Raw genomic sequence first — 22,582 nt, forward strand, 5'->3', positions numbered from 1 at the left:
CCTACTTCTGCAACTCACCCCGCCCCCGGAACTCCTCCAGTGCCTCCGGGTTAGCCAGGGCCTCCACGTTCTTCACCGCCTCCCCATGCACCACGTTGCGCACCGCCAGTTCCACGATCTTGCCGCTCTTGGTGCGCGGGATGTCCTGGACCTGAACCACCCGGGCCGGCACGTGGCGCGGGGTGGTGTTCTTGCGGATCTGCTCCTTGATGCGCTGGATCAGGGCCTCGTCCAGAGTGGTGCCTTCCTTCAGGCGCACGAACAGCACGACCCGCACGTCGCCGGAGCCTTTCGGCCAGTCCTGGCCGATCACCAGGGCTTCGAGCACTTCGGGCAGTTGTTCGACCTGGCGGTAGATTTCGGCGGTGCCGATGCGCACGCCGCCGGGGTTGAGGGTGGCGTCCGAGCGGCCGTAGATGATCAGGCCGCCGTGGGCGGTGATCTCGGCGAAGTCGCCGTGGCACCAGGTGTTGGGGAAGCGTTCGAAGTAGGCGGCCCGGTACTTGGCGCCGTCGGGGTCGTTCCAGAAGCCGACGGGCATGGCCGGGAAGGGTTTGGTGCAGACCAGTTCGCCCTTTTCTTCGCGGATCGGGGCGCCGGTGTCGTCGAGGACGTCCACCGCCATGCCTAAGCCCCGGCACTGAATCTCGCCGCGCCACACCGGGCCGATGGGGTTGCCGAGGACGAAGCAGGAGAGGATGTCGGTGCCGCCGGAGATGGAGGCGAGCTGGATGTCTTCCTTGACGTCCCGGTACACGTAGTCGAAGCCTTCGGCCACCAGGGGGCTGCCGGTGGACATCATGGCTTTCAGCGTATCGAGCTTATGGGTCTGCCGGGGTTTCAAGCCAGCCTTGGCGATGGCGTCGATGAACTTGGCCGAGGTGCCGAAGTGGGTCATGGCTTCGGCTTGGGCGTAGTCGAACAGCAGGGTGCCGGCGCTGCCGTCCTTACCCGGAGCGAAGGGGCTGCCGTCGAAGAGCAGCAGGGTGGCGCCGGAGGCCAGGCCCGAGACCAGCCAGTTCCACATCATCCAGCCGCAGGTGGTGAAGTAGAAGACCCGGTCGCCGGGCTTCACGTCGCCCTGCAGCTGGTGTTCCTTCAAATGCTGCAGCAGGGCGCCGCCGTGGCAATGGACGATGCACTTGGGCACGCCGGTGGTGCCCGAGGAGAACATGATGAACAGCGGGTGATCGAAGCCGACCCGGTGGTAGGTGGGCACCGTGGCCCCGGCGTGGGGGGCGGTGAAGTCGGCCAGGGTGGCGCCATTGGCGATGGCGGCCACCTCCCCGGCTCCGAGGGCCGGGTTGAGGTAGGGCACCACCACGGTTTTCACCACGGTGGGCAGTTTGGCCGCCACCTCGGCGTTCTTGGCCAGGCAGTCCACGGCCTTGCCGTTGTACCAGTAGCCGTCGACGCAGACGAAAACCTTGGGTTCGATCTGGCCGAAGCGGTCGAGGACGCCCTGGACGCCGAAGTCCGGGGAGGCGGAAGACCAGATGGCGCCCAGGGCGGTGGTGGCGAGCATGGCCACCAGGGTTTCGGGCAGGTTGGGCAAAAAGCCCGCCACCCGGTCGCCGGGGCCGACGCCGGCGGCGATCAGGCCGGCCTGGAAGGCGGCGACCTGGCGCACCAACTCCATCCGGCTGACCCGGCGCTGGACCTTGGATTCGCCCCAGAAGATCAGAGCGTCAGCACCATCAGCGGGCAGGCCGGCGAAGTTGAGCAGGTTCTCGGCGTAGTTGAGCTTGGCCGTGGGGAACCAGCGGGCGCCGGGCATGCGGTCGCCGTTTTCCAGGACCGGGCCGGTGCCCTTGTCGCCAACCACGCCAAGTTCGTTCCACACCAGGTCCCAGAAGGCGGCGGGCTCGTCCACCGACCATTGCCACAGGGCGTCGTAGTCGGTCAGGGGACGGCCGGCACGCTGGCTGGCCGGGGTGAGGAAACGGTGCAGCAGGGTGCCCGCCACGCGGGCGGGGGTCGGGGTCCACAGGGGGGCTGAAAGGGTGTCATCCCGGGTCATTTCTTGTCTCCAACGTTCTTATGGTGTGGTGCTGCGGCCGGCGGAAACGACGACAGGGAATAAGCGAACGGCGGGGACGGCGGCCGGCGCGCCGCCCCGGGGTGCTCAACGGCGCAAGCGCCCGGCGACTCGGGGCTTGGCGCTCAAGCCGTAAACAGATTGCGCAGTTCGTCGGGAATGGGGGCGGACTTGCCGGTGGCGGTATCCATCCACACCACCTTGGATTCGCCGGTGGCGTAGAGGGTTTCATCGCCCTTGATGCGCAGTTCGTACCAGGTCATGACGCTGGAGCGGCCCGGGTCGCCGGCGTAGAGTTTGACCTCCACGGTGCCCGGGTAGGTGAGCGGGGCGAGGAAGGTGCAGTTGGCGGTGATCACCACCGGGGCCGATCCCTTGGGCAGGACCTTGTAGCCCAGGGCTTCGAGCCATTCGACCCGGGCCTGCTCCATGTAGCGGAAGTAGATGGTGTTGTTGACGTGCTGATAAGCGTCCATGTCACCCCACCGGATGGGGATCTCGGTGGTGAGGACGAGTTTCTTCAAAGTCTCCATAATGGCGCGTTTTCCTTTGGTCGAGCCGCCCCCTTGGTCTTGGGAGCGAAATGTTTATAATGGCCGACCATACGATAGCGTATTGAACCAAAACCCACAATCGGCGGGGCCTGAGCGGCGTTTCAGGGGGAGCCCGGGCAGCAGCCCGGGGCGCACCGGCCGCTAAGAACAACACCGCACACACCACCACGGAAAGGACAGCAGGTATGGAACGGGAATCGATGGAATTCGACGTCGTGATCGTGGGGGGCGGCCCGGCGGGTCTGGGCGCTGCGATCCGTCTCAAGCAACTGGCCGCCGAAAAGGGCCAGGACGTTTCAGTCTGTCTGATCGAAAAGGGTGCCGAGGTCGGCGCCCACATCCTTTCCGGCGCGGTGATGGACCCCCGGGCCCTGACCGAGCTGATCCCGGACTGGAAGGAACAGGGCGCGCCGCTCAACGCCCCGGTGTCGGAAGACCGCTTCTACATCCTGTCGGAAACCGGCGCCACCAAGGTGCCCAATTCCCTGCTGCCCGGCTGTTTCCATAACGAGGGCAACTACGTCATCTCCCTGGCCAACGTGTGCCGCTGGCTGGGCCAGCAGGCCGAAGCCCTGGGCGTGGAAATCTACCCGGGCTTCGCCGGCGCCGAGGTGGTGTACAACGACGACGGTTCGGTGAAGGGCGTGGCCACCGGCGACATGGGCGTGCTCAAGGACGGCTCCCACGGCCCGGCCTACCAGCCCGGCATGGAACTGCACGGCAAGTACGTGCTGTTTGCCGAGGGCTGCCGCGGCCAACTGGGCAAGGAACTGGAAGCCAAGTTCAACCTGCGCGACGGCGTGGAGCCCCAGCAGTACGGCATCGGCATCAAGGAACTGTGGGAGATCAAGCCCGAGAACCACCAGCTCGGCCTGGTGGTGCACACCGGCGGCTGGCCCATGGACAACGCCACCTACGGCGGCGGCTTCCTCTACCACCTGGAAAACAATCAGGTGGCGGTGGGCTACGTGGTCGGCCTGGGTTATGAAAACCCGTTCCTGTCGCCCTTCGAGGAATTCCAGCGCTTCAAGACCCACCCCACCATCCGTGGCTTCTTCGACGGCGCCAAGCGGGTGGCCTACGGCGCCCGCGCCATCGCCGCCGGCGGCCTACAATCCCTGCCCAAGCTGGTGTTCCCGGGCGGCGCCCTGATCGGCTGCGACGCCGGCTTCCTCAATGGCTCGCGCATCAAGGGTTCCCACTGCGCCATCAAGTCCGGCGCCCTGGCCGCCGAAGCCGCCTTCGAGGCCCTGGCCGCCGGCCGCAGCAGCGACGAGCTGGCCGCCTACCCGGAAGCCTTCCAGAAGTCCTGGCTGTACGAGGAGCTGTACCGCGCCCGCAACTTCAAGCCGGCCATGAGCAAGGGCCTGTGGACCGGCGCCCTGCTGTTCGGCATCGACCAGAAGCTGTTCGGCGGCAAGGCCCCCTGGACCCTGCACCACAGCGGCCCGGACCACGCCAAGCTGAAGAAGGCCTCCGAGTGCCAGCCGATCGACTACCCCAAGCCCGATGGCGTGCTGACCTTCGACCGGCTGTCCTCGGTGTTCCTCTCCAACACCAACCACGAGGAAGACCAGCCCTGCCACCTGCGCCTGACCAATCCGGCAGTGGCCATCGAGGTCAATCTGGCCCTCTACGACGCCCCCGAGCAGCGCTACTGTCCGGCCGGGGTGTACGAGATCGTGCGCGAGGCCGACGGTTCCAATCCGCGCTTGCAGATCAATGCCCAGAACTGCGTGCACTGCAAGACCTGCGACATCAAGGACCCGACCCAGAACATCACCTGGGTCGCCCCCCAGGGCGGCGAAGGGCCGGTCTATCCCAACATGTGAGCAGGCTTCGCCCCCGGGCTGACCCCGTGTCACCCGGGTGGCACAGAGCTGCAATAAAATTGCCGTCCTTTCGAGGACGGCTTTTTTTTCGACGATGACCCTCCTGCGACAGCGCTGCCGGCGGCTCCCGGCACGCCTCTTCCCGACCTTGCTGCTCGGCGCCCTGGCCGCCGGCCCCGCCTGGGCCCAGCGCGCCCCGGTCGTCCAGCCGTCCCCGGAGGCCGGCAGCAGCGCCGTGCCCGAAGCCTGGAACGCCTACGTCCAGACCACCTACATCTGGCAGAAGAAGTGGGCCTTTCCCGCCGCCTACAGCGGCACCAACAGCCTGCGTCCCAACGCCGAAAAGAGCTATTCCTTCACGGCCACCGCCTTCCTCGGGCTACGCCTGTGGCAAGGGGCCGAGTTCTACTACAACCCGGAGGCGGCCCAGGGCGTGCCTCTGTCGGGCCTGCTCGGCCTGGGGGGCATGACCAACGGCGAGATGGCGCGCACCACCGGCCCGACCCTGGTCGGCTACAACGCCCGGGCCTTCCTGCGCCAGACCATCGACCTGGGCGGCGAAACCGCCGCCGTGGCTTCGGAGGCCAATCAACTGGCCGGCAACGTCGCTTCCCGGCGGATGGTGGTCACCGTCGGCAAGGTGGCCATGGGCGACATTTTCGACGAGAACCGTTACGCCCACGACCCACGCAACGATTTCATGAACTGGGCGATCATCACCCACGGTGCCTACGACTACGCCGCTGACGCCCGGGGCTACAGCCTGGGCTTCGCCGCCGAATACTTCGACCCGGCCGGCTGGGCGATCCGCGCCGGCCGTTTTGCCATGCCCAAGGAATCGAACGGCCTGCCCCTGGACCCCAGCCTGACCCGCCAGCACGGCGACCAGGTGGAGCTGGAAATCAACCACGGCCTGTTCGGGCGGCCCGGCACGGTGAGGTTTCTCGCCTTCCGCAACAAGGCCGGCATGGGCAGCTTCCGCGCCTCCCTCGACCTGGCCGCCGCCACCGGCACCACGCCGGACCTGGCCCTGACCCGGCAGACCCGCTACAAGACCGGCTTCGGCATCAACATCGAGCAGCCCATCAGCGACGAGCTGGGTGCCTTCTTCCGCGGCAGTTGGGCCGACGGCAAATCGGAAACCTTCTCCTACGCCGAGATCGACAATTCCATCGCCGGCGGCATCGTGCTCCAAGGCAACCGCTGGGGCCGGGCCAACGACCGCATCGGCGCGGCCCTGGTGCGCAACGGCCTGTCCAGGGACCGGCGCGATTACCTGGCCGCCGGCGGCCTGGGCTTCTTCCTCGGCGACGGGGCCCTCAACTACCGGCCCGAGCAGATTCTGGAAACCTTCTATGCCGCCCAGCTGTGCAAGGGCTTTACCGTCAGCCTCAACTACCAGTACATCCGCAACCCGGCCTACAACGCCGACCGGGGCCCGGTGAACGTGGCGGCGATCCGCCTCCACGCCGAATACTGAGGGGCGACGCCCGCTCTCAGGCGGGCGCGCTCCGGACACCCAGCGGGCGCCCGGCCAACGGGCCACAGAAAATCCGGCCCCGGCCAAACCCCGCGCCAGTCCTTGCGTTCCAGGCATGGCCGGCGGAACACAACGACTGGCGCGGCTTTTCAGGGACACCCGTTGAAGCGCCGCGCCCTGTCTAGGGTTCAGCCCCCTGCCCTACCCGGCTCGATCACTGCCAGCAGCGCCTGCCCTGGCGGCCCATACCACCCCCACCCCCACGCCCGGCAACCGGCCACGCAGCGCCACACAGCGCCGGCCGGGGCCGTTGGGGAAGGCTGGGCGTGGGACCGGCAGGCATCACTTGCGCGTCTGCGCTGCCTCTTCCCGGGCCCGCTTGGCCTCGTCGAGCAGGTAGCGCTGGTAATCCTCCAGGTCGCCGTCGAAGGGCCCGACGCCGCCTCGGGAGACCAGCCAGAATTCGTCGCACACGGCGCGCAGCAGAGCCCGGTCGTGGCTGACCAGCATCACCGTGCCTTCGAATTCGTTGAGGGCAACGCCGAGGGCCTCCCGGGTGGCCAGGTCCAGGTGGTTGGTCGGTTCGTCGAGCAGCAGCAGGTTGGGCCGCTGCCACACGAGCATGCACAGCACCAGGCGGGCCTTTTCGCCGCCGCTCATGGTGCCCACGGCCTGCTTGACCATGTCGCCGCTGAAATTGAAGGTGCCGAGGAAGTTGCGCAGCTCCTGCTCGCGCCCGGCCACCGGGCCACGGCCGGCGGCGATGGCTTCCTTGGCCAGGCGGGTCATGTGCTCCAGGGGCGTGTCTTGGGGCCGCAGCACGTCCAGTTCCTGCTGGGCGAAGTAGCCGATGTTGAGGCCCTTGCCTTCGGTGACTTCGCCGCTGATCGGTTGCAGGGCCCGGGCGATGGTCTTCACCAGGGTGGACTTGCCCTGGCCGTTGGCGCCGAGGATGCCGATGCGCTGACCGGCGTGCACCGAGCGGTTGATGCCGCGCACGATCACCGTCGGCGGCGTGCCGGCCGGGGCGTCGTCCGGCGGCGGGTAGCCGATCACGGTGTCGATCATCGACAGCATCGGGTTGGGCAGGTTGTCCGGCTCCTGGAATTCGAAGGTGAATTCGGCATCGGCCAGCACCGGAGCGATCTTCTCCATGCGCTCCAGGGCCTTGACCCGGCTCTGGGCCTGCTTGGCCTTGCTGGCCTTGGCCTTGAAGCGGTTGATGAAGGATTGCAGGTGGGCGATCTTGTCCGCCTGGCGGGCCATGGCGGCCTGCTGCAACACCATCTGCTCGGCACGCATGTCCTCGAACTTGCTGTAGTTGCCGCCGTAGCGCACCAGCTTGGCGTTGTCGATGTGCAGGGTGACCTGGGTGATGGCGTCGAGGAATTCCCGGTCGTGGCTGATCATGATCAGGGTGCCCGGGTAGCGCTTCAGCCAGGCTTCCAGCCAGACCAGGGCGTCCAGGTCCAGGTGGTTGGTGGGCTCGTCGAGGAGCAGGATGTCCGACGGGCACATCAGCGCCCGGGCCAGTTGCAGGCGCATCCGCCAGCCGCCGGAAAAGCTGTCCACCGGGTTGTTCAGTTCCGAGACCTTGAAGCCCAGGCCGAGGATGAGGGACTGGGCGCGGGATTCGGCGTCGTTCTCGCCGGCGTCGTAGAGGGCCATGTAGGCCTCGGCCATGCGCATGCCGTCCTCGCTGGCCTCGGCGGCCTGGACCTCGTTGCGGGCGGCGAGCAGCGCCGTGTCGCCGTCGATGACGAAGTCGGTGGCGCCCTGGTCGGTCTCCGGCATGTCCTGGGCCACCTGGGCCATGCGCCACTGGCGCGGGATGGCATAGTCGCCGCCATCCTCGTGCAGGGTGCCGTTGAGCAGGGCGAACAGGGTCGATTTGCCGGCGCCATTGCGCCCGACCAGGCCGACCTTCTCGCCCGGGTTGAGGACGACGGAGGCCTTGTCCAGCACCACTTTGGAGCCGCGGCGCAGGGTGACGTTCTTGAGGGTGATCATGAGCGGAACATTCGGGAAGGCCGAGCATGATAGCCACCTTGGCCTGCCCAGTCCCGCGCGGCAACGATAAACACGCTTTTTTGCCGCCGGGACGCCGGATCGGGGCAGTGCCGGACGGGGGTAAAACAGGCCCGCGCACTTGCGCCGGCTGGTTCCGATGGCTGCCCCAGTTGGTCGACCCAGTTGGCCGCCCTGGTCGCTGCCACAGGCGGCACGCTCCAGGTAAAAACACGTCGCTACCGGAGAGCCCCTGGCCAAACCCCTCGCCAGTCCTTGATCTTCAGGCCATCCCTATGGAGATCGGCCACTGGCGCGGAGTTCCACACCCACCCGGTGGAAAGTGGCGCCCCGCCTTGTGATTGGCGCAGGCCGTTGCAGCTTCCCGGTCGCAGCGTCCTGGCTAGAGTTGCGGCGGTCCTAACCTTCGTCGGGAATTTCCGGCTCCACCAGTTGGGCAAGCTGCTGCAAGGATTCCTGCCAGCCCAGGTAGCACATCTCGGCGGGGATCACCGCCGGCACGCCGGCCTGTTCGATGTTCACCTCGGTGCCGCAGAGCACCGCCCGCAGGTCGATGGTCACCGTCATTTCCCCGGGCATGTTGGGGTCGTCGAAGCGGTCGGTGTAGCGCACCCGGGTGGGGGGTGTCAGCTCCACGTAGCGGCCGGCGAAGGAATGGCTCTTGCCGCTGCCGAAGTTGGTGAACGACATGCGGTAGCCGCCGCCGACCCGGGCATCCATGTCGTGCACCTGGCCGGTGAAACCATGGGGCGGCAGCCACTTGGCCATGGCGGCGGGATCGAGAAAGGCCCGGTAGATGCGCTCGGGCGGTGCGCGCAGCACCCGGTGCAGGCGGATGGTGGTGGTGGCGTTAGTAGTGTTGCTGGTGGCAGGCATGGGCGGTTCCTCCTGGGGTCGAGGGATGCGCCGTCAGGCAAAAGCGGATCGCCGGGCCGGGCGCAGAGACGGCCTCCCCGGGGGGCGGGCACCCGGGAACCCGTCTGACCAGGGTAGACGACCCAGGTCGATCCGGAAATCCGGCGCGGCTGGCGCCCCCCGGCCCTCGGGTCGTATGGCGTTATCCGGGTCGTTGCGCCACGGCTCCCCCGGCCGTTTTGCGGCCCCCTGACCGCACCCGCCCGGCAGCGCGGGCGACGACCCAGGCCGGGTCAGTCGGAAAAGCCGCCTTCCAGGCCCGCCGCCCCCCAGCGCAGCAGCGCCAGGGCCGGATCGGCCAGGTCGGCGGCACGCAGCGGGCGGAACGTGCACACCGCTGGCAGGGGCAGGGCGCCAGCGGCCTCCCTCCCCTCTGCTCCCCGGTCCGCGCCAGACAGGGGCTCCAGGCGCAGCCACAGGCTGCGCGGCTCGGGCAGTTCGTCCACCCAGCCCCACAGCACGCCGGCGGCGGGTGCGCCGGTACAGGCCAGCGCCAGGGTCTGCAACGGGTCGGTGCCGGCGACGAAGCTGCCGTCGCCCTGCCAGCCCAGGGTCCGGGCCAGGGCGGCGAGGGTCTGGCTGGGCAGGGTCTGCATGAAGGTGAAGGGCAGCACCCAGCCTTGGGCGAATTGTCCCAAACCGACGCCGATGGCCGCGGCGCAGCCACGCTCGCTGCCGATCCGCAGCCAGGCGTCGGGGGGCAGCAAAACGGGAGGGCGGGCGGGGGATGCCGGCGACAGGACGCCGGCCGAAGCGCCGCCGTCCTGGGCCGTGGCACGGACCGTCTCTGCCGAATCCAGCCCATTCGCCACGTCCGCCAGGCATTCCAGAGCGCCGTAGAGGGCCAGTTCGGTCCACGTTCCCAGGCGGCGCGGGCGCTGGCCGAGGCGGGCCACCAGGCGCTCGTGCCAATCCGCCGGCAGGCCGACGCTGCGGCCGGTGACCTGCCACAGCCGATTGACGGGAGGCGTGCGGTTGGCGCTCATTGCGCCGCCTCCCGGCCATCCAAGTCTTCCAACACCAGAGCAGCGTGGCCGCCGCCAAAGCCGAGGATCAGGGCCAGCACGGTGCGCGGCGGCGCCGCCAGGGGCGTGGTGCCGTCGGCCAGGGCCATGCGCAGCGCGGGATCGAGGGACCAGTCCCGGGGGGGCTGCACGCCCGCTTCCAGGCAGGCCGTGAGCAACGCCAGCTCGGCGGCGCCGGAGGCGCCCAGGGTGTGGCCCAGGGCGGCCTTGAGGGTCACCAGGGGCGGCAGGGAGGCGAAGCGCTCGGCCAGCACGGCGGCTTCCACCGCGTCGTTGCCCGGACTGCCGGCGGCCTGGACCTTGACCAGGCCGACGTCGGCGGCTTGCCGGCCGGCCTCGGCCAGGGCGGTATCAATGGCGCGGGCGATGGCCGGGGCCACGGCGCCGGCCGGGTCGCTGCCATCCACCACCCCTGCCAGTCCGGCCACCGCCCAACGCGCCCCGGGGGGCGCGTGGCGGGTCAGGCGCAGGGCGGCCACCGCCTCCCCCAGCACCAGGCCGTCCCGCGCCGCGCCAAAGGGCCGCGCCGCCTCCGGCGAGAGCAGCTGCATGGCGGCAAAGCTGGCCAGGGTGAAGCGGTTGGACAGCTCGACTCCGAGCACCAGGGCCGAATCCCAGGGGCCGTCGGTCAGCATGTCCCGGGCGGCGGCCAGGGCGTTCATCGCCGAGGTGCAGGCGGTGGATACCGCGAACACCGGCCCCTGCCAGTCGAGCCAGGCGGCGATGCGCCGGGTGAAATCGGTGCAGTCGGTGGACGGGTAATCGGCCAGGGCCTCCACCGCCCCCACGTCGTTGGACGACGAGGCCACGAACAGGGGGCCGGAGCGGTCGGCGGCGAGGTTGCCGGCATCGGCCTGCTTCTCTGCCTGCTCCACGGCCCGGCGCACCAGCTCCCGGGCGCGTTCGTACCAGGCCTCCATATTGCCGCTGGGCGCGGAAGGCGCCACCTCGGCCGGGATACCCCGGTAGGGCCAGGATTCGGCGTCGCTCCCCTCCCCCAGGGTCACCCGGACGGTGGCCGCCCCCACGGGGGAAGCACCGGCGGCCAGGGTGTCCAGGGCGGCGGCCAGGCTCCCGCCGAGGCAGGACACCAGGCCCCGGCCGGCGAGGTACACCGGGGGGCGGCGGGAAACGCCGGGGGAAACGGAAGGATCGGGCAGCGCGGCGGCCATGCGGAAAGAGGCGCGGCCGGGGTCAGGCGACCGGAGCGACCGGGGCGGCCGCCAGGCGGGCCTCGGCCAGCCGGACGGTGAGGTGCTCGGCCAGGGTGGCGAGGCAGGCCAGGGCGCGGCGGGTTTCCTTGCTGTCGGCCATGCGAACGCCATAGCGGCGCTGGATCGCCATGGAGATCTGCAAGGCGTCGAGGGAATCGAGCTGGAGGCGCGATTCCGGGCCGAACAGGATTTCGTCCGAAGCGATGCCGCCGGCGGGTTCGTCCTTGTCCGCGGCGTCCAGCACCAGGGTCTTGAGTTCGTCGATGAGGGCTGCGTTCATGACAGGGTCTTCCGGGAGAAGAGCAGGCGCGCCGCCGCCAGCATGGCCGCGGCGAAGGCGAACAGGATGGCGGCCTGGGGCAGCACCTGGGCCGGGCCGCCGCCCCGCACCAGCACGCCCACCAGGCCGTCCAGGGCCCAGTTCATGGGCGACAGGGCGGCCACCCGCTGCATGGCGGCGGGCATGATGAAGGTGGGCACCATGATGCCGCCCACCGCCGCCATGAGGATGTTGATGACCGGGCCGATGGCGTTGGCCTGGGCGTGGCTGCGCACCAGGCAGGCGACGCACAGGGCCAGGCCCACGGCGGCGGCGCTGATGGCGGCCAGCACCAGCAGCAGGGCCAGGGGGTCGATCCCGGCCAGGGACAGGCCATCGCCGCCCAGAAGAGGCATCAGCCATACCCCCACGGCCAGCATCAGGGCGGCCTGGACGCCGTTCACGATGAAATAGGGAATGGCCTTGGCCGCCACCTGGACGCCATCCGGCACCCCCAAGGCGGACAGGCGCGCCAGGGTGCCGTCGCTCCGCTCCTGCACCAGCAGGTTGGCCATGGCCGCCACCACGAAGAACATGCCGAAGATCAGCCAGGCCGGCACGTTGTGCTGCACGGCGGACAGGCGCAGGCCCTGGGGGCCGCCGCTGCGCTCGCTGGCGATGAAGCGCCCGATGTCCGCCGCCCCGGCCGGAGCCAGGCCCATGAAGCGCTCCATGAGGAACAGGGCGCGCACCTCCCCCACCAGGGCCGACAGCTGGGCGGCGGTGACGCGCTGCACGCCGCCGTCCATGCCCGGCTCCACCACCAGCCGCAGGGGCGGGGCCGAGGGGGCCTGGGGCGCCGACAGGGCGTCGGAAAAACCCGCTTCCAGCACCAGCACGTACTTGAGGTTGGGCGCCCCTTGGCCGCCTTGGGAGGAGAGCGCCACCCGCCAGTCCGCCGGCAAGGGCCGGGGGGTGCCGTGCTCTTCCTGCCAGCGCTCGACGAAGCGGGTCGCCGCCGGCCCGTCGTCGTGCTGGGCGATGGCGTAGGCCAGGGTGTCGGCTGGCGGGTTGTAGGCGTTCTTGAGGGCCAGGGACATCACCACGATGAACACCAGGGGCATCAGGAACAGGGCCCCCAGGCCGTGCAGGTCGCGGCTCAGGGCGAGGAATTCCTTGCGGATCAGGGCGGCCAGCATGTCAGTCGCGCAGGGTGCGCTGGGTCAGGTCGAGGAACAGCTGTTCCAGGGAGCACTCGCCGTAGCGGGCGCGGCGCACCGTACCGCCGGCAGCGGCCACGGCGGCCAGGGCCGGGGCCGGGTCGCCGTCGGCCAGCAGGTCCACCACCACGCCGCTCCCCTCTTCCCGCGCCGTGCCGAAGGGCGCCAGGACGGCGGCCAGGGCGGTCCGTTCCAGGCCGTCGGCCTCGACGCGCAGCTGGCGGGCGCCCTCGGCGTGCAGGTCGGCCAGGGGGGCGTCGCGCAGCACCCGGCCGTGGTCGACGATGACCACCCGGTCGGCGATAGCCTCGATCTCGTCCATGTAGTGGGAGGTGTAGATGATCGCCGCGCCGCCGTCGGCCAGGCGGCGCACGGCATCGAGCAGGAAGGCCCGGGACTGGGGGTCCACGCCGACGGTGGGCTCGTCGAGGACGATCAGCTCCGGCTCGGGCAACAGGGCAATGGCCAGGTTGAGGCGGCGCTTGAGCCCGCCGGAAAGGCGCGCCGCCCGTTGGCCGGCGAAGCGTTCCAGCTGGGCGAAGGCCAGGCAGGCGGCGGCCCGTTCCCGGGCCTTGGCGCCGTGCAGGCGGGCGGCACCGGCGAAGCAGGCCAGGTTTTCGGCCACGGTCAGGGCGGGGAAGAAGGCGTATTCCTGGGGCGCCACGGCGATGCGGGTGGGGGCCTGGCGGCGCACCTCGGCAAGGGACACGCCGTCGATGGCGATCGCCCCCTGCTGGATCGGCAGCTGGCCGGACAGGTGGGAGATCAGGGTGGTTTTGCCCGCGCCGTTGGGGCCGAGCAGGCCCAGCACCGCGCCCCGCCCGGCGGCCAGGGACACCCCGGCCAGAGCCGGCTCGGCAGCGCCGGGATAGCGGTAGGCCAGGTCGCGGACTTCCAGCATGGACGGCATCGGAAGGCTCGCCCCGGCGCTCAGAGGGCGCCGCGCAGGTCGCGGAAGAAGGCGGTTTCCCGTTCCGCCTGCTCGCGCAGCAGTGCTGCCAGGGCGGACGGATCGAGGGTTTCCCGGCCCTTGAGCATGCGCGCGGCGCGCAGGGCAAAGACGCGCCAGTGGTCGCCGATGGTCAGCAGCCGCGCCGAGAACTCGGCCAGCACCGGCTTATCGCACAGCTCGGCGGCTTCCTGGAGGAAAGCGGCGTAGAGGAAGCGGAAGCCGGCGCCGCCGGTGCCGATCTCTTCCTGCATACGCACCACGTGGCCGACGAAGGCGGCGCTGGCCGGGGCCTGGGGATCGAGGGCGGCGATGCGCTTGGCCAGCAGGCCCATGGCCCGCACCCCGACGATGGGCACCGGCGCCAGCATGGCGCGGGCGGTGCGGCGGATGGCGGCGAGCACGGCCTGGGGATCGACCCCATCGCGCTCCACACCCAGCACCCGGTAGAGCAGGCCCTTGGGCGCCAGCAGGCCCTTGGCGAAGCGGGCCCGGGCCAGATCGGCCCGGGAGCAACGCTGGGGCGTCTCGAATACCGGGTCGCTGATCAGGTAGTCGTCCCCTTCCCGACCGATCACCAGCAGGTTGTGGCCGTTGAAGTGGAAGCGCATGTCCTCGGGGAAGTAGGACAGCCAGAACACCGAGGTTTGCAGCCCCACCACCTCGCCGGCGTCGAGCAACTGGTCGAGGCGTGCCTGGCCCGCTTCCGGGCGGCGGAAGGTCTCGAAAGAGAGCTTCAGCCCCAGGGGCTTGGCCAGGCCGCGGATGATGGCCCGGGGCGGCATGCGGTAGGCGATCAGGGGCAGGCCCTGGAGCTTGACGAAGGGCAGGTAGGCGAAGGCCAGGGCGCCGGACAGGCCGAAGGCCATGGCCTCCGACAGGGGCAGGCCGGCGTGGCTGACCAGGGTCGAGATGGCGCCGCTCTCGCAGTGGGCGGCGTGGCGGTGCTGGAAGGCGGCGGAGGTTTCTGCGGAAGATTCGGCGGAGGTGGGCAGCGCGGCGTTCATGGCAGGCGGGTCAGTTGGTCCACGGTCAGGCCCAGGGCGTCGGCGTAGCGGGCCAGCAGGGCGGGCTTGAGGCGGGCGAACACCGCCGGGCGCAGGTGGCGGCGCACCCGCCAGCGCCACAGGCCGCTGGCCTGGGCGAGCAGGGCCAGGTCCATGCGCCGGGCGTACATCCAGTACTCCAGGGGCGAGGCCGTCCCGGCGGCGACCCTGGCCCGGGCCTCATCGGCCTGCTGGCGCAGGGCGTCCACCGCCTGGAGGGTGACGATCTCTTCTACTTCCCAGCCTTGCGACGGGGCGGTGACGATGCGCCCCTGGGCGTCCCGGGCGTAGAGGGCCTTGCGCAGCCCGGCGTGGGTGCGGTTGCCTTCCTGGGGGACCTGGTCGAATTCCATCAGACCGCTTCCAGGTACACGAAACCGCAGGAGAAGCGGCCGCTTTCCGGCACGTACATGAGGATGCGCTGCCCCTTTTCGATGCGGCCGCTCTTGAACAGCTCGTCGAGCATGATGTAGGGCGAGGCGGAGCCGGTGTTGCCTTTGTCCGACAGGTTGGTGAACCAGCGCTCCCGGGGCACCGGCAGGCCGATTTCGACCAGGCGCCGCTCCAGTTCGTCGGCGAAGAACCAGGACGACATGTGGGGCAGGAACCAGTCGATGCCGTCCGCCGTCAGGCCGCGCTTGGCGGCGATGGCGGCCAGGGGCTCGGCGAAGGTGGCGGTGCCGATGTTGTCGTTGAGCAGGCGCACGTCCTGCTTCACGGCGAAGATCGACTGGGCGCCCCAGGCATCCGCCGAATAGCGCAGCCAGCCCTTGAGGCCGCCGTCGGCGGTCTTGTCGGCGCCGGCGTACATGCAGGCGGGCAGCTGGTGGGCCGCCGACGACAGGTCGATCCAGTGGATGCGCAGGGACAGGGGCCCCCGGGGCTGGTTTTCCAACAGCATGGCGCCGGCACCGTCGGAGAGCATCCAGCGCAGGAAATCCTTTTCGAAGGCCAGCTCGGGGCGCTCTTCCAGGGCCGCCACCTTGTGCTCGGCCTCGGCGTCGAACAGCTGGGCACGCAGCAGGGGCGAGGCCAGCTCGGAGCCGGTGGCCACGGCACGGCGCGCCTCGCCGGCGCGGATCGCCAGCCAGGCGTGCTTGAGGGCGGCGGTGCCGGCCAGGCAGATGCCGGCGCAGGAGACCACTTCCAGGCGCGGCCATTTCAGCTCGCCATGCACCATCACCCCGTGGTTGGGCATCAACTGGTCGGGCAGCGTGGTACCGGTGGCCAGCACGTCCACCTGCCCCGTGTCGCCCAGGCCCTCGATGGCGCGCACGGTGAGCTGGGCATTGGTCATGGCCGGCTCGCCGGTGGCCCGGTCGATGGCGTAGTGGCGGCTCTTGATGCCGTTGCTACGCAAGACGACGCGCCGGGCCCGGGAAGGCTTGCCGCCAACCATGCCGAGCACCTTCTCGATCTCGTCGTTGGACACCGGATCGAACGGCAGGTAGGCGGCGGTGCGGGTGATGAAGACGTCAGTGCTCATACAGGGAAAGGCGCTCCCGGCCGGAACCGGAGGGTTGCTCGAAATGGGTTTTGAGGGCGCCCAGGCGGCGGCGCAGCAGGGGACGCAACAGGGTCTGGACAGTCAGGCTGAGGGGCACCACGGCGATGATCGCCGCGATCAGGAAGGCCACGTAGGCGGCCAGGGCCGGCACACGCCGCGCCGCGCCCGGGGGGCCGATCCAGCGCAGCAGTTTGCCCCAGACGAAGAAGCTGCGGGTGCCCACCTTCTCGCTGGCAAGCAGGCGCGGATCGACCGTCACCGCCCCCAGGCCGGCAAGCAGCGGCCCCCTGCCCTGCTCCCCATCCCGGTCGAGGGCCTCGGCCAGGGCATGGCCGAAGCGGGCGGCCCCGGCGATGGTGGCGGCGTCGATGCCGGCAGGGGGCAGGCCCAGCCAGGCGTCGCGCCGGCCGGTGAGCATCCAGCGCGGCGTGGTAACGAGGGTGGCCAGGGTCGGCCCCGGGTCGGTGAAAGCCACATGATCGATCAGGCGGGCGCCCAGGGCGGCGAGGCGGGCCTTCATCTTCTCCTGGGCAAGCAGCCACATGTTGCGGCAGGCCACCACGGTGACCACCGGCTTGCCGGCCAGCAGCCGGGCCGCCAGGGGATCGGCGAGAAAACCTTGGATCGGCAAGGACGGGGCCAGGAACCACACCTGGTAGGGCAGGATCACCAGGTCGAAATCCTCGTCGCCGGTGAGCCCGAGCGGAGCAAGCCGGGGGGGAACCTGGTGGGCGCTTTCGGGGAAAGCGTCGAGAAAGCGGAAAAACGGCCAGGGAAACGGGTAATCGGCTTCCGGACGCAGTTTTTCCACATGAACGTCGATACGGCCGTTTTCCAGCAAGGGCGCCACGATCTGCCGGGTGATCGCCGACAGCTGGCCGCTCTGAGAATACTCCACCACCAGCACCCGCTTGCGCGGGGCGCCCGGACCGGGGCGAGTGACAGGAGCATGGGGCGGAAGTGCGGCCACGGAAAATGAAGGATGGGAAAAGGTTATTTTTTCGGCATTTTGGGAACGCCGACGCAAAAGAGCCGGAAGTCTAGCATTTCTGCTTGTCTTCCGGCTCTTTGGGAACCATTCGCAAACGCATCAAAGCTGCGCAAACGACGGTCCGGCCAGCACTTCCGGCATTCGCGCCGCAGCCGGCTGCCAGGGCAACCCGGCGCGGCCCGGGGCGCTTACTTCTCGACGAAGGCGCGCTCGATCACGTAGTGGCCCGGGTTGTTGTTGCGCGATTCCTCGAAGCCGCGGGAATCGAGCATGGCGCACAGGTCCTTGAGCATCGCGGGGCTGCCGCACAGCATGACCCGGTCGTCGTCTAGGTTCATGGGGGGCAGACCGATGTCCTCGAACAGCTTGCCGGTCTCGATCAGGTCGGTGATACGGCCCTGGTTGCGGAACTCTTCGCGGGTGACGGTGGGGTAGTAGATCAACTTCTCGGTCACTTCCTCGCCGAAGAACTCGTTCTGCTGCAGGTCGCCGTCGATGAAGTCGCCGTAGGCCAGTTCGCTCACGTAGCGCACGCCGTGCACCAGGATGACCTTCTCGTAGCGCTCGTAGACCTGGGGGTCCTTGATGATGCTCATGAAGGGGGCCAGGCCGGTGCCGGTGGACAGCAGGTAGAGGTGCTTGCCTGGCAGCAGGTTGTCCATGATCAGGGTGCCGGTGGGCTTGCGGCTGACCAGCACTTCGTCGCCGACCTTGAGATGTTGCAGGCGGGAGGTCAGGGGGCCGTTGGGGACCTTGATGGAGAAGAATTCGAGGTGCTCGTCGTAGTTGGCGCTGACGATGCTGTAGGCCCGCATCAGCGGCTTGCCGTCGACCTGGAGGCCGATCATGACGAAGTGGCCGTTCTCGAAGCGGAGGCCGGCATCGCGGGTGGTGGTGAAGCTGAAGAGGGTATCGTTCCAGTGATGGACGGACAGGACGCGCTCGGTGGAGATGTTCGACATGGCTAAAAAGGAATAAGCAAGCCGCAAATACAGGCGAATGAGAAAAATTCGCAGCGAGTCTAGCACTTTTTGCTGACCTCGTGCTGCTCCGGTTTTCCACAAGCCTTTGAGCTTAAAAGAGAAAACCCCGTAAACGCCAAGGTTTTTCAGGGGTTTATTGATTTTTATCAGGGAATTGCCACCGGCGTATTCCCAGTCCCCACCCCAGTCCGGCGGCGCGAAAACCCCGAGTTACGGCGGTTGCCGAATGCCCCCCTCTCCCATCAGCGCCTCGCCTCACCCGAAGCGGCGCAAGCCAAACTGGTGCGTTCCCGAGTTCCGGCACCAAACCGGGGCGGAAGCACCGCTTCAGGCCGCCGTCAGGCAAGAACCCGAAAAAACCCAGCAGAAACAAGGCCGCATCCCGCCGCAGGTCTGCCATGCGCGCCCATCAGCCATGCCGCATTTCCCATGGCACGCCCCTTGCAAAACCAAGGGTGCCCCACTCACGACACCACGCCATGCACCTCCTGCTCAAATACGACGGCCAGTACGCCCCTCCCCTCTGGCAAGCCCTCGGGGCCGAACATTCCGCCCCCCACGTCTGGCGCTTCACTCTGCCCGACGCTCCTTCCCTGGACGGGCTGATGGAAACCCTGGCCGCCGAGACCAACCAGTACATCCTGCAACAGACCTTCGCCCTGATCCACGGCACGGGAGCGCCGCCCACCTCCCCCGGCGACGTGCTCGGGCGCATCACGCCGTTCAACACCCTCTATGCCCGGCGCCTTCATTCCTGGTTGGAAGGGGATCTGGCCCCCTACATCCGCATGCACTTCCAGCCCCTGGTGGATCTGGCCCAGGGCGGCGAGATCTTCGCCTTCGAGGCCCTGTGCCGGTTGCAGGACCCCCAGGGCCGGCTGCTCTCGGGGGCCGATGCCTTTCGCCTGGCCGCCCAGCTGCAACGGGAGGCGGACCTGGACCTGGAATGCCAGCGCCTGGCCTTGGCCGCCAAGGCCGGCGCCATCCCCGCCGACAAGCTGCTGTTCATCAACGTGCTGCCGCGCAACCTGATGCACCAGGGCTGGATGAACAGCCTGTCCGAATCCCTGGAGCATCTGGGCATCGACCGGCGCCAAGTGGTGATCGAGGTGGTGGAATCGGAACGGGCCGATCCGGCCATGCTGGCGCAAAGCTGCGACGCCCTGCGCACCCGGGGGTTTCGCATCGCCCTGGACGACATGGGCTCGGGCTTCAACGGCCTGTCCACCCTGGCGGCGGTGCGCGCCGACTTCATCAAGGTGGACCGGGCCATCGTGCACGGCGCCCAGGGCAGCAAGGTGCGCTCGGTACTGCTGGAGGCCATCGTCTCCATGGCCCAGCGCCTGGGGGCCACGGTCATCGCCGAGGGGCTGGAACGGGCCGAGGACATCACCTTCGTGCGCGACATGGGCATCGGCTACGCCCAGGGCTACTACTTCGCCCCGCCCCGGGCCGAAGTCATCACCGCGGTGACGCCCCTGCCGGGCCTCGACGAATCCTGCCTGTCCCGGGCCAAGGACCGCTTCGCCCTCACCGACCTGATGGACCCCGGGGTGGCGGTGGAGATTCAGGAGCCCCTGGAGGCGGTGCGCCGCCTGTTCGCCGACAACCCGTCCCTGGCCCTGGCCGTGGTCACCGACGACGCCCAGCCGATCGGCCTGGTGCGGCGCGGCCGGGTGCTCTCCAGCCATGCCAGCAAGACCCTGGGCAAACTCTCCGAGCCCCTGGCCCGCTCTCTGCCCAGCCGGCTCACCTCGGCAGCCCTGGCCCGGGTGCTGTACCACGACCGCAAGGACGCCGATCCCTGGGTGGTGACCTCGCCCGACGGCCGCTACCAGGGGATGATCCACCCCATGACCCTGATCGCCCAATTGCTGGCGCGGCGCGAGAACGGCAACAACCTGCATCCGCTTTCCCAACTGCCCACCGGCCCCAGCCTGCGCCTGACCCTGGACAGCCGGCTAGCCCAGGGCCAGGAGCTGTGCCTGGTGTACATCGACCTGGACAACTTCAAGGCCTACAACGACCGCTACGGCTTCATCCGCGGCGACGCCATGATCCGCTCCCTGGCCGAGCTGCTGCGCTACCGCTTCGGCCAGCGCAAGGATTGCCTGCTCGGTCACATCGGCGGCGATGATTTCGTGCTCATCCAGGAACGCATGCCCGCCGGCCTGGTGCCGGAACTGCTCGACATCATGAGCCAGTTCCACGCCATCGCCGCCCACCTCTACGACCACGACGACGTGGCCCGGGGCCACTTCGTCACCGAGGACGGCAGCGCCTACCCGATCGCCAGCATGTCGGTGGCGGTGGTCACCGGCCTGGGGCCGGACGGAACGCCCCTGCCCAGTTCCCTGGCCGCCGCCGAGCGGGCCGCCGCCCTGAAGAAGATCGGCAAGGTGGCCGAAGGCAGCGTGGTAGTGGTGGACGGCACCCCGCCCGCCCTGCACCGGGAGAGCCCCCACGCCGCCCTGCGCGACTGGACCGACTCGGCCCTGGAAGCCCTCCGCGCCCTGGAGGAGGCGCCCCGGAGCAAGGACCCCCATGCACTGGACCTGGCCTTCCGCACCTCGCCCTACTTCGAGATGGTGTTCGAGTTGGACGGCGCGGGCATGCAGCGCTACCCCAACTGGATCAATCCGGAGATGTACGGCCGCATCAAGGCCGGCGGCATGGGCGCCGACCGCTCCGCCCAGGCCTATTTCGCCGAGGTGCGGGACACCGGGCGGCCCTTCGTCTCGCCCATCTACCTGTCCACCGCCAGCGAGGATTTCTGCCTGACCCTGGCCGTGCCCCTGGCGGACGGCCAGGGGCGTTTCGACGGGGCGCTGGTGGCCGACATCAACATCGGCGCCCTGGCCGCCCTGCTGCGTCGGGAGGCCGCGCCAGCCTGAAGGCTGCCCGGCCGGGCGAACGCCCCGCCAGCGCCCGGGGAGGCGCCTCCCCGGGCATTCCGTTTATTGCAGGGCGGTCTCCAGGTGCCGCAGCAGGTCCTTCAGTTCCCGGGCGGTGGCATACAGGCGCTGCACCCCGCCCCCCACGTTGTCGGTGGATTCCACGCTCTGGTTGGCCGCCTGGGCGATCCGCTCCATGCTCACCGCCACGTCGTGGGACGCCTGGGACTGCTGGGTGAGCATGTGGGAAACGTCGTCGGCCATGCCCAGGCACTTGTCGGTGGCAATGACGATGGAATCAAGACTGCGGCTACTTTCCTCGATCACCGCCGTGCCCGTGGTGACTTCCGCCGCGGTGTTCTGCATGGTCTGGACCGCACTGTGGGAGCGCTGGGTGATCTCGCTCACCACCGTGGAAATCTCGGCGGTGCTGCTGGTGGTGCGCTCCGACAGCTTGCGCACCTCGTCCGCCACCACGGCGAAGCCCCGCCCATGCTCACCGGCCCGGGCCGCCTCGATGGCGGCGTTGAGGGCCAGCAGGTTGGTCTGTTCGGCGATGTCCTTGATGATGGTGGTGATGTGGCCGATGCGCTCCACATGCTGGTGCATGCCGTTCATTTCACCCAGGGCCCGTTCCACGATATCCACGATGCGCTGGGTGCCCTCGATGCTCAGGCCCATCTTGGACTTGCCCTGCTGGGCGATTTCCTGGGCCTGCTGGGTGGCCGCCACGTTCTGCTGGGTGAATTCGGAGACTTCCTGAATGGAGACGCTCATTTCCTCCAGGGCACTGCCGATCTCCTCGACGCTGGCGCTCTGCTCGTTGGCGCTCTGCACCAGCTTTTGCATCTCCGCATCCAGGGCCTCGGCCCGGGCCTCCACTTCCTGGGACGAAAGCAGCACGTCGGCAAACATGGCGCGCAGGTGGATGCGTAAGGATTCGAGCTGTAGTTGGAGGCCCAGACGGTCGTTGCCATGGAGCAGGCTCTCGTGCAGACGCCCCTCGTCAATGGCGAGAATGCCCTGGCGCACCCAGCGGATGGGCGCAAAGACGTTGCTGCGCAACCAGAGCATCTGGCCGGCCAACAGCACCGCCGCCACGACCGCCAGCTCCAGGCCCGGAAACCCGCCGAGCCACCCCCCGGCCAGGGCGAAAAGCCCGCTGAGAACGCTCAGGACGCAGGTCAGCCGCCCCGGGCGCACGCTCCGCCCCACCTTGGCGGTGACGGGAAAAGCGCTCTGCTTGCCCCGGATCGCCGAGTAGAGGGCGTCGGCCTTGGCCACCTCTTCCCGCCTGGGGGTATTGCGCACTGACATGTAGCCCACCGGCACGCCGTTTTCGGTGACGGGGGTGACGTAGGCCTCGACCCAGTAGAAGTCACCGTTCTTGCAGCGGTTCTTCACCAGGCCCCGCCAGGGTAGCCCGGCCTTGAGGGTCTTCCACAGGTCGTCGAAGGCCTCCGGCGGCATGTCCGGGTGGCGCACGATGTTGTGACTGGCTCCCAGGAGTTCTTCCCGGGTGAAACCGCTGATATTGACGAATGAAGCGTTGGCGTAGGTGATGCGCCCCTTCAGGTCGGTCTTGGTGACGATCGGCTTGCCCGGCTCAAGGAAACGCTCATGAGCCGTCACGGGTAAATTGACCTT

Annotated in this window: 18 protein-coding genes; 3 read left to right on the top strand and 15 right to left on the bottom strand. The window is 69.0% G+C overall.

Annotation, left to right across the window (positions count from 1 at the left end):
* Position 1 precedes the first annotated feature (1 nt).
* Both LWW89_RS04280 and LWW89_RS04285 read right to left on the bottom strand, forming a co-directional pair.
* Positions 2-2,020, bottom strand: a complete 2,019-nt coding sequence (locus LWW89_RS04280) for an acetoacetate--CoA ligase (RefSeq protein WP_293261611.1) — start codon at positions 2,018-2,020, stop codon at positions 2-4.
* Positions 2,021-2,163: 143 nt separating this feature from the next.
* Entirely contained in the window at positions 2,164-2,571 is a 408-nt protein-coding gene (locus tag LWW89_RS04285) for a thioesterase family protein (protein ID WP_293261614.1), read from the bottom strand.
* A gap of 206 nt (positions 2,572-2,777) precedes the next feature.
* On the opposite strand from LWW89_RS04285, the gene LWW89_RS04290 reads away from it, so the two are divergent.
* Positions 2,778-4,424 carry an electron transfer flavoprotein-ubiquinone oxidoreductase gene (locus LWW89_RS04290; RefSeq protein ID WP_293261616.1) on the top strand — a complete coding sequence of 549 codons (1,647 nt, stop codon included), beginning with the start codon at positions 2,778-2,780 and terminating at the stop codon, positions 4,422-4,424.
* A 94-nt stretch (positions 4,425-4,518) separates the two neighbouring features.
* Positions 4,519-5,904 (top strand): carbohydrate porin, encoded by a 1,386-nt coding sequence (locus LWW89_RS04295; RefSeq protein ID WP_293261619.1) that lies wholly within the window; start codon positions 4,519-4,521, stop codon positions 5,902-5,904.
* A gap of 342 nt (positions 5,905-6,246) precedes the next feature.
* Here the strand turns inward: LWW89_RS04295 and LWW89_RS04300 are convergent, their stop codons facing one another.
* From LWW89_RS04300 to LWW89_RS04355, 12 genes are all read right to left on the bottom strand, one after another.
* The gene (locus LWW89_RS04300) at positions 6,247-7,914 is read right to left on the bottom strand and encodes an ATP-binding cassette domain-containing protein (RefSeq protein WP_293261622.1); all 1,668 of its coding nucleotides are present in this window, start codon (positions 7,912-7,914) and stop codon (positions 6,247-6,249) included.
* Between the two features lie 417 nt (positions 7,915-8,331).
* Positions 8,332-8,808, bottom strand: coding sequence for an SRPBCC family protein (locus tag LWW89_RS04305; RefSeq protein ID WP_293261623.1), 477 nt, complete (start codon positions 8,806-8,808; stop codon positions 8,332-8,334).
* A 272-nt stretch (positions 8,809-9,080) separates the two neighbouring features.
* Positions 9,081-9,833 (bottom strand): hypothetical protein, encoded by a 753-nt coding sequence (locus tag LWW89_RS04310; RefSeq protein ID WP_293261625.1) that lies wholly within the window; start codon positions 9,831-9,833, stop codon positions 9,081-9,083.
* Entirely contained in the window at positions 9,830-11,044 is a 1,215-nt protein-coding gene (locus LWW89_RS04315; RefSeq protein WP_293261628.1) for a beta-ketoacyl synthase N-terminal-like domain-containing protein, read from the bottom strand. Before LWW89_RS04315 ends, LWW89_RS04310 begins: the two co-directional genes overlap by 4 nt.
* Positions 11,045-11,066: 22 nt before the next feature.
* Positions 11,067-11,366 carry an acyl carrier protein gene (locus tag LWW89_RS04320; RefSeq protein WP_293261631.1) on the bottom strand — a complete coding sequence of 100 codons (300 nt, stop codon included), beginning with the start codon at positions 11,364-11,366 and terminating at the stop codon, positions 11,067-11,069.
* Positions 11,363-12,544: an ABC transporter permease gene (locus LWW89_RS04325; RefSeq protein WP_293261634.1), complete on the bottom strand. Its 1,182-nt coding sequence runs from the start codon at positions 12,542-12,544 to the stop codon at positions 11,363-11,365. Before LWW89_RS04325 ends, LWW89_RS04320 begins: the two co-directional genes overlap by 4 nt.
* 1 nt (position 12,545) lies before the next feature.
* Complete coding sequence (locus LWW89_RS04330; RefSeq protein WP_293261637.1) at positions 12,546-13,475, bottom strand: ABC transporter ATP-binding protein; 930 nt, start codon at positions 13,473-13,475, stop codon at positions 12,546-12,548.
* A gap of 20 nt (positions 13,476-13,495) precedes the next feature.
* On the bottom strand, positions 13,496-14,521 hold the full coding sequence (locus tag LWW89_RS04335) for a BtrH N-terminal domain-containing protein (protein WP_293261640.1): 1,026 nt from the start codon (positions 14,519-14,521) through the stop codon (positions 13,496-13,498).
* Positions 14,518-14,913: a hypothetical protein gene (locus LWW89_RS04340; protein WP_293261642.1), complete on the bottom strand. Its 396-nt coding sequence runs from the start codon at positions 14,911-14,913 to the stop codon at positions 14,518-14,520. The genes LWW89_RS04335 and LWW89_RS04340 overlap by 4 nt, the downstream gene beginning before the upstream one ends.
* A complete protein-coding gene (locus LWW89_RS04345; protein WP_293261645.1) occupies positions 14,913-16,046 on the bottom strand; it encodes a beta-ketoacyl-ACP synthase III in 1,134 nt (377 codons plus the stop codon). Before LWW89_RS04345 ends, LWW89_RS04340 begins: the two co-directional genes overlap by 1 nt.
* Positions 16,036-17,037, bottom strand: a complete 1,002-nt coding sequence (locus LWW89_RS04350; RefSeq protein WP_293261648.1) for a dialkylrecorsinol condensing enzyme — start codon at positions 17,035-17,037, stop codon at positions 16,036-16,038. Before LWW89_RS04350 ends, LWW89_RS04345 begins: the two co-directional genes overlap by 11 nt.
* Positions 17,038-17,246: 209 nt before the next feature.
* Positions 17,247-18,020 carry a ferredoxin--NADP reductase gene (locus LWW89_RS04355; protein ID WP_293261651.1) on the bottom strand — a complete coding sequence of 258 codons (774 nt, stop codon included), beginning with the start codon at positions 18,018-18,020 and terminating at the stop codon, positions 17,247-17,249.
* Positions 18,021-18,520: 500 nt separating this feature from the next.
* Here LWW89_RS04355 and LWW89_RS04360 point away from each other — a divergent pair, with 500 nt between their 5' ends.
* Complete coding sequence (locus tag LWW89_RS04360; protein WP_293261654.1) at positions 18,521-20,935, top strand: EAL domain-containing protein; 2,415 nt, start codon at positions 18,521-18,523, stop codon at positions 20,933-20,935.
* 63 nt (positions 20,936-20,998) lie between these two features.
* Here LWW89_RS04360 and LWW89_RS04365 read toward each other — a convergent pair whose 3' ends face one another.
* Entirely contained in the window at positions 20,999-22,567 is a 1,569-nt protein-coding gene (locus tag LWW89_RS04365; RefSeq protein WP_293261657.1) for a PAS domain-containing methyl-accepting chemotaxis protein, read from the bottom strand.
* Between the last annotated feature and the right edge of the window lie 15 nt (positions 22,568-22,582).

The organism is Oryzomicrobium sp., assembly GCF_021287045.1.
Classification (GTDB): Bacteria; Pseudomonadota; Gammaproteobacteria; order Burkholderiales; family Rhodocyclaceae; genus Oryzomicrobium.

Bases quoted from the DNA above. Each gene is read 5' to 3' on its own strand.
- LWW89_RS04345 (WP_293261645.1), bottom strand. From the start codon at position 16,046: ATGAGCACTGACGTCTTCATCACCCGCACCGCCGCCTACCTGCCGTTC.
- LWW89_RS04290 (WP_293261616.1), top strand. From the start codon at position 2,778: ATGGAACGGGAATCGATGGAATTCGACGTCGTGATCGTGGGGGGCGGC.
- LWW89_RS04305 (WP_293261623.1), bottom strand. From the start codon at position 8,808: ATGCCTGCCACCAGCAACACTACTAACGCCACCACCACCATCCGCCTG.
- LWW89_RS04285 (WP_293261614.1), bottom strand. From the start codon at position 2,571: ATGGAGACTTTGAAGAAACTCGTCCTCACCACCGAGATCCCCATCCGG.
- LWW89_RS04360 (WP_293261654.1), top strand. From the start codon at position 18,521: ATGCACCTCCTGCTCAAATACGACGGCCAGTACGCCCCTCCCCTCTGG.
- LWW89_RS04330 (WP_293261637.1), bottom strand. From the start codon at position 13,475: ATGCCGTCCATGCTGGAAGTCCGCGACCTGGCCTACCGCTATCCCGGC.
- LWW89_RS04295 (WP_293261619.1), top strand. From the start codon at position 4,519: ATGACCCTCCTGCGACAGCGCTGCCGGCGGCTCCCGGCACGCCTCTTC.
- LWW89_RS04280 (WP_293261611.1), bottom strand. From the start codon at position 2,020: ATGACCCGGGATGACACCCTTTCAGCCCCCCTGTGGACCCCGACCCCC.
- LWW89_RS04325 (WP_293261634.1), bottom strand. From the start codon at position 12,544: ATGCTGGCCGCCCTGATCCGCAAGGAATTCCTCGCCCTGAGCCGCGAC.
- LWW89_RS04315 (WP_293261628.1), bottom strand. From the start codon at position 11,044: ATGGCCGCCGCGCTGCCCGATCCTTCCGTTTCCCCCGGCGTTTCCCGC.
- LWW89_RS04310 (WP_293261625.1), bottom strand. From the start codon at position 9,833: ATGAGCGCCAACCGCACGCCTCCCGTCAATCGGCTGTGGCAGGTCACC.
- LWW89_RS04340 (WP_293261642.1), bottom strand. From the start codon at position 14,913: ATGGAATTCGACCAGGTCCCCCAGGAAGGCAACCGCACCCACGCCGGG.
- LWW89_RS04355 (WP_293261651.1), bottom strand. From the start codon at position 18,020: ATGTCGAACATCTCCACCGAGCGCGTCCTGTCCGTCCATCACTGGAAC.
- LWW89_RS04300 (WP_293261622.1), bottom strand. From the start codon at position 7,914: ATGATCACCCTCAAGAACGTCACCCTGCGCCGCGGCTCCAAAGTGGTG.
- LWW89_RS04320 (WP_293261631.1), bottom strand. From the start codon at position 11,366: ATGAACGCAGCCCTCATCGACGAACTCAAGACCCTGGTGCTGGACGCC.
- LWW89_RS04335 (WP_293261640.1), bottom strand. From the start codon at position 14,521: ATGAACGCCGCGCTGCCCACCTCCGCCGAATCTTCCGCAGAAACCTCC.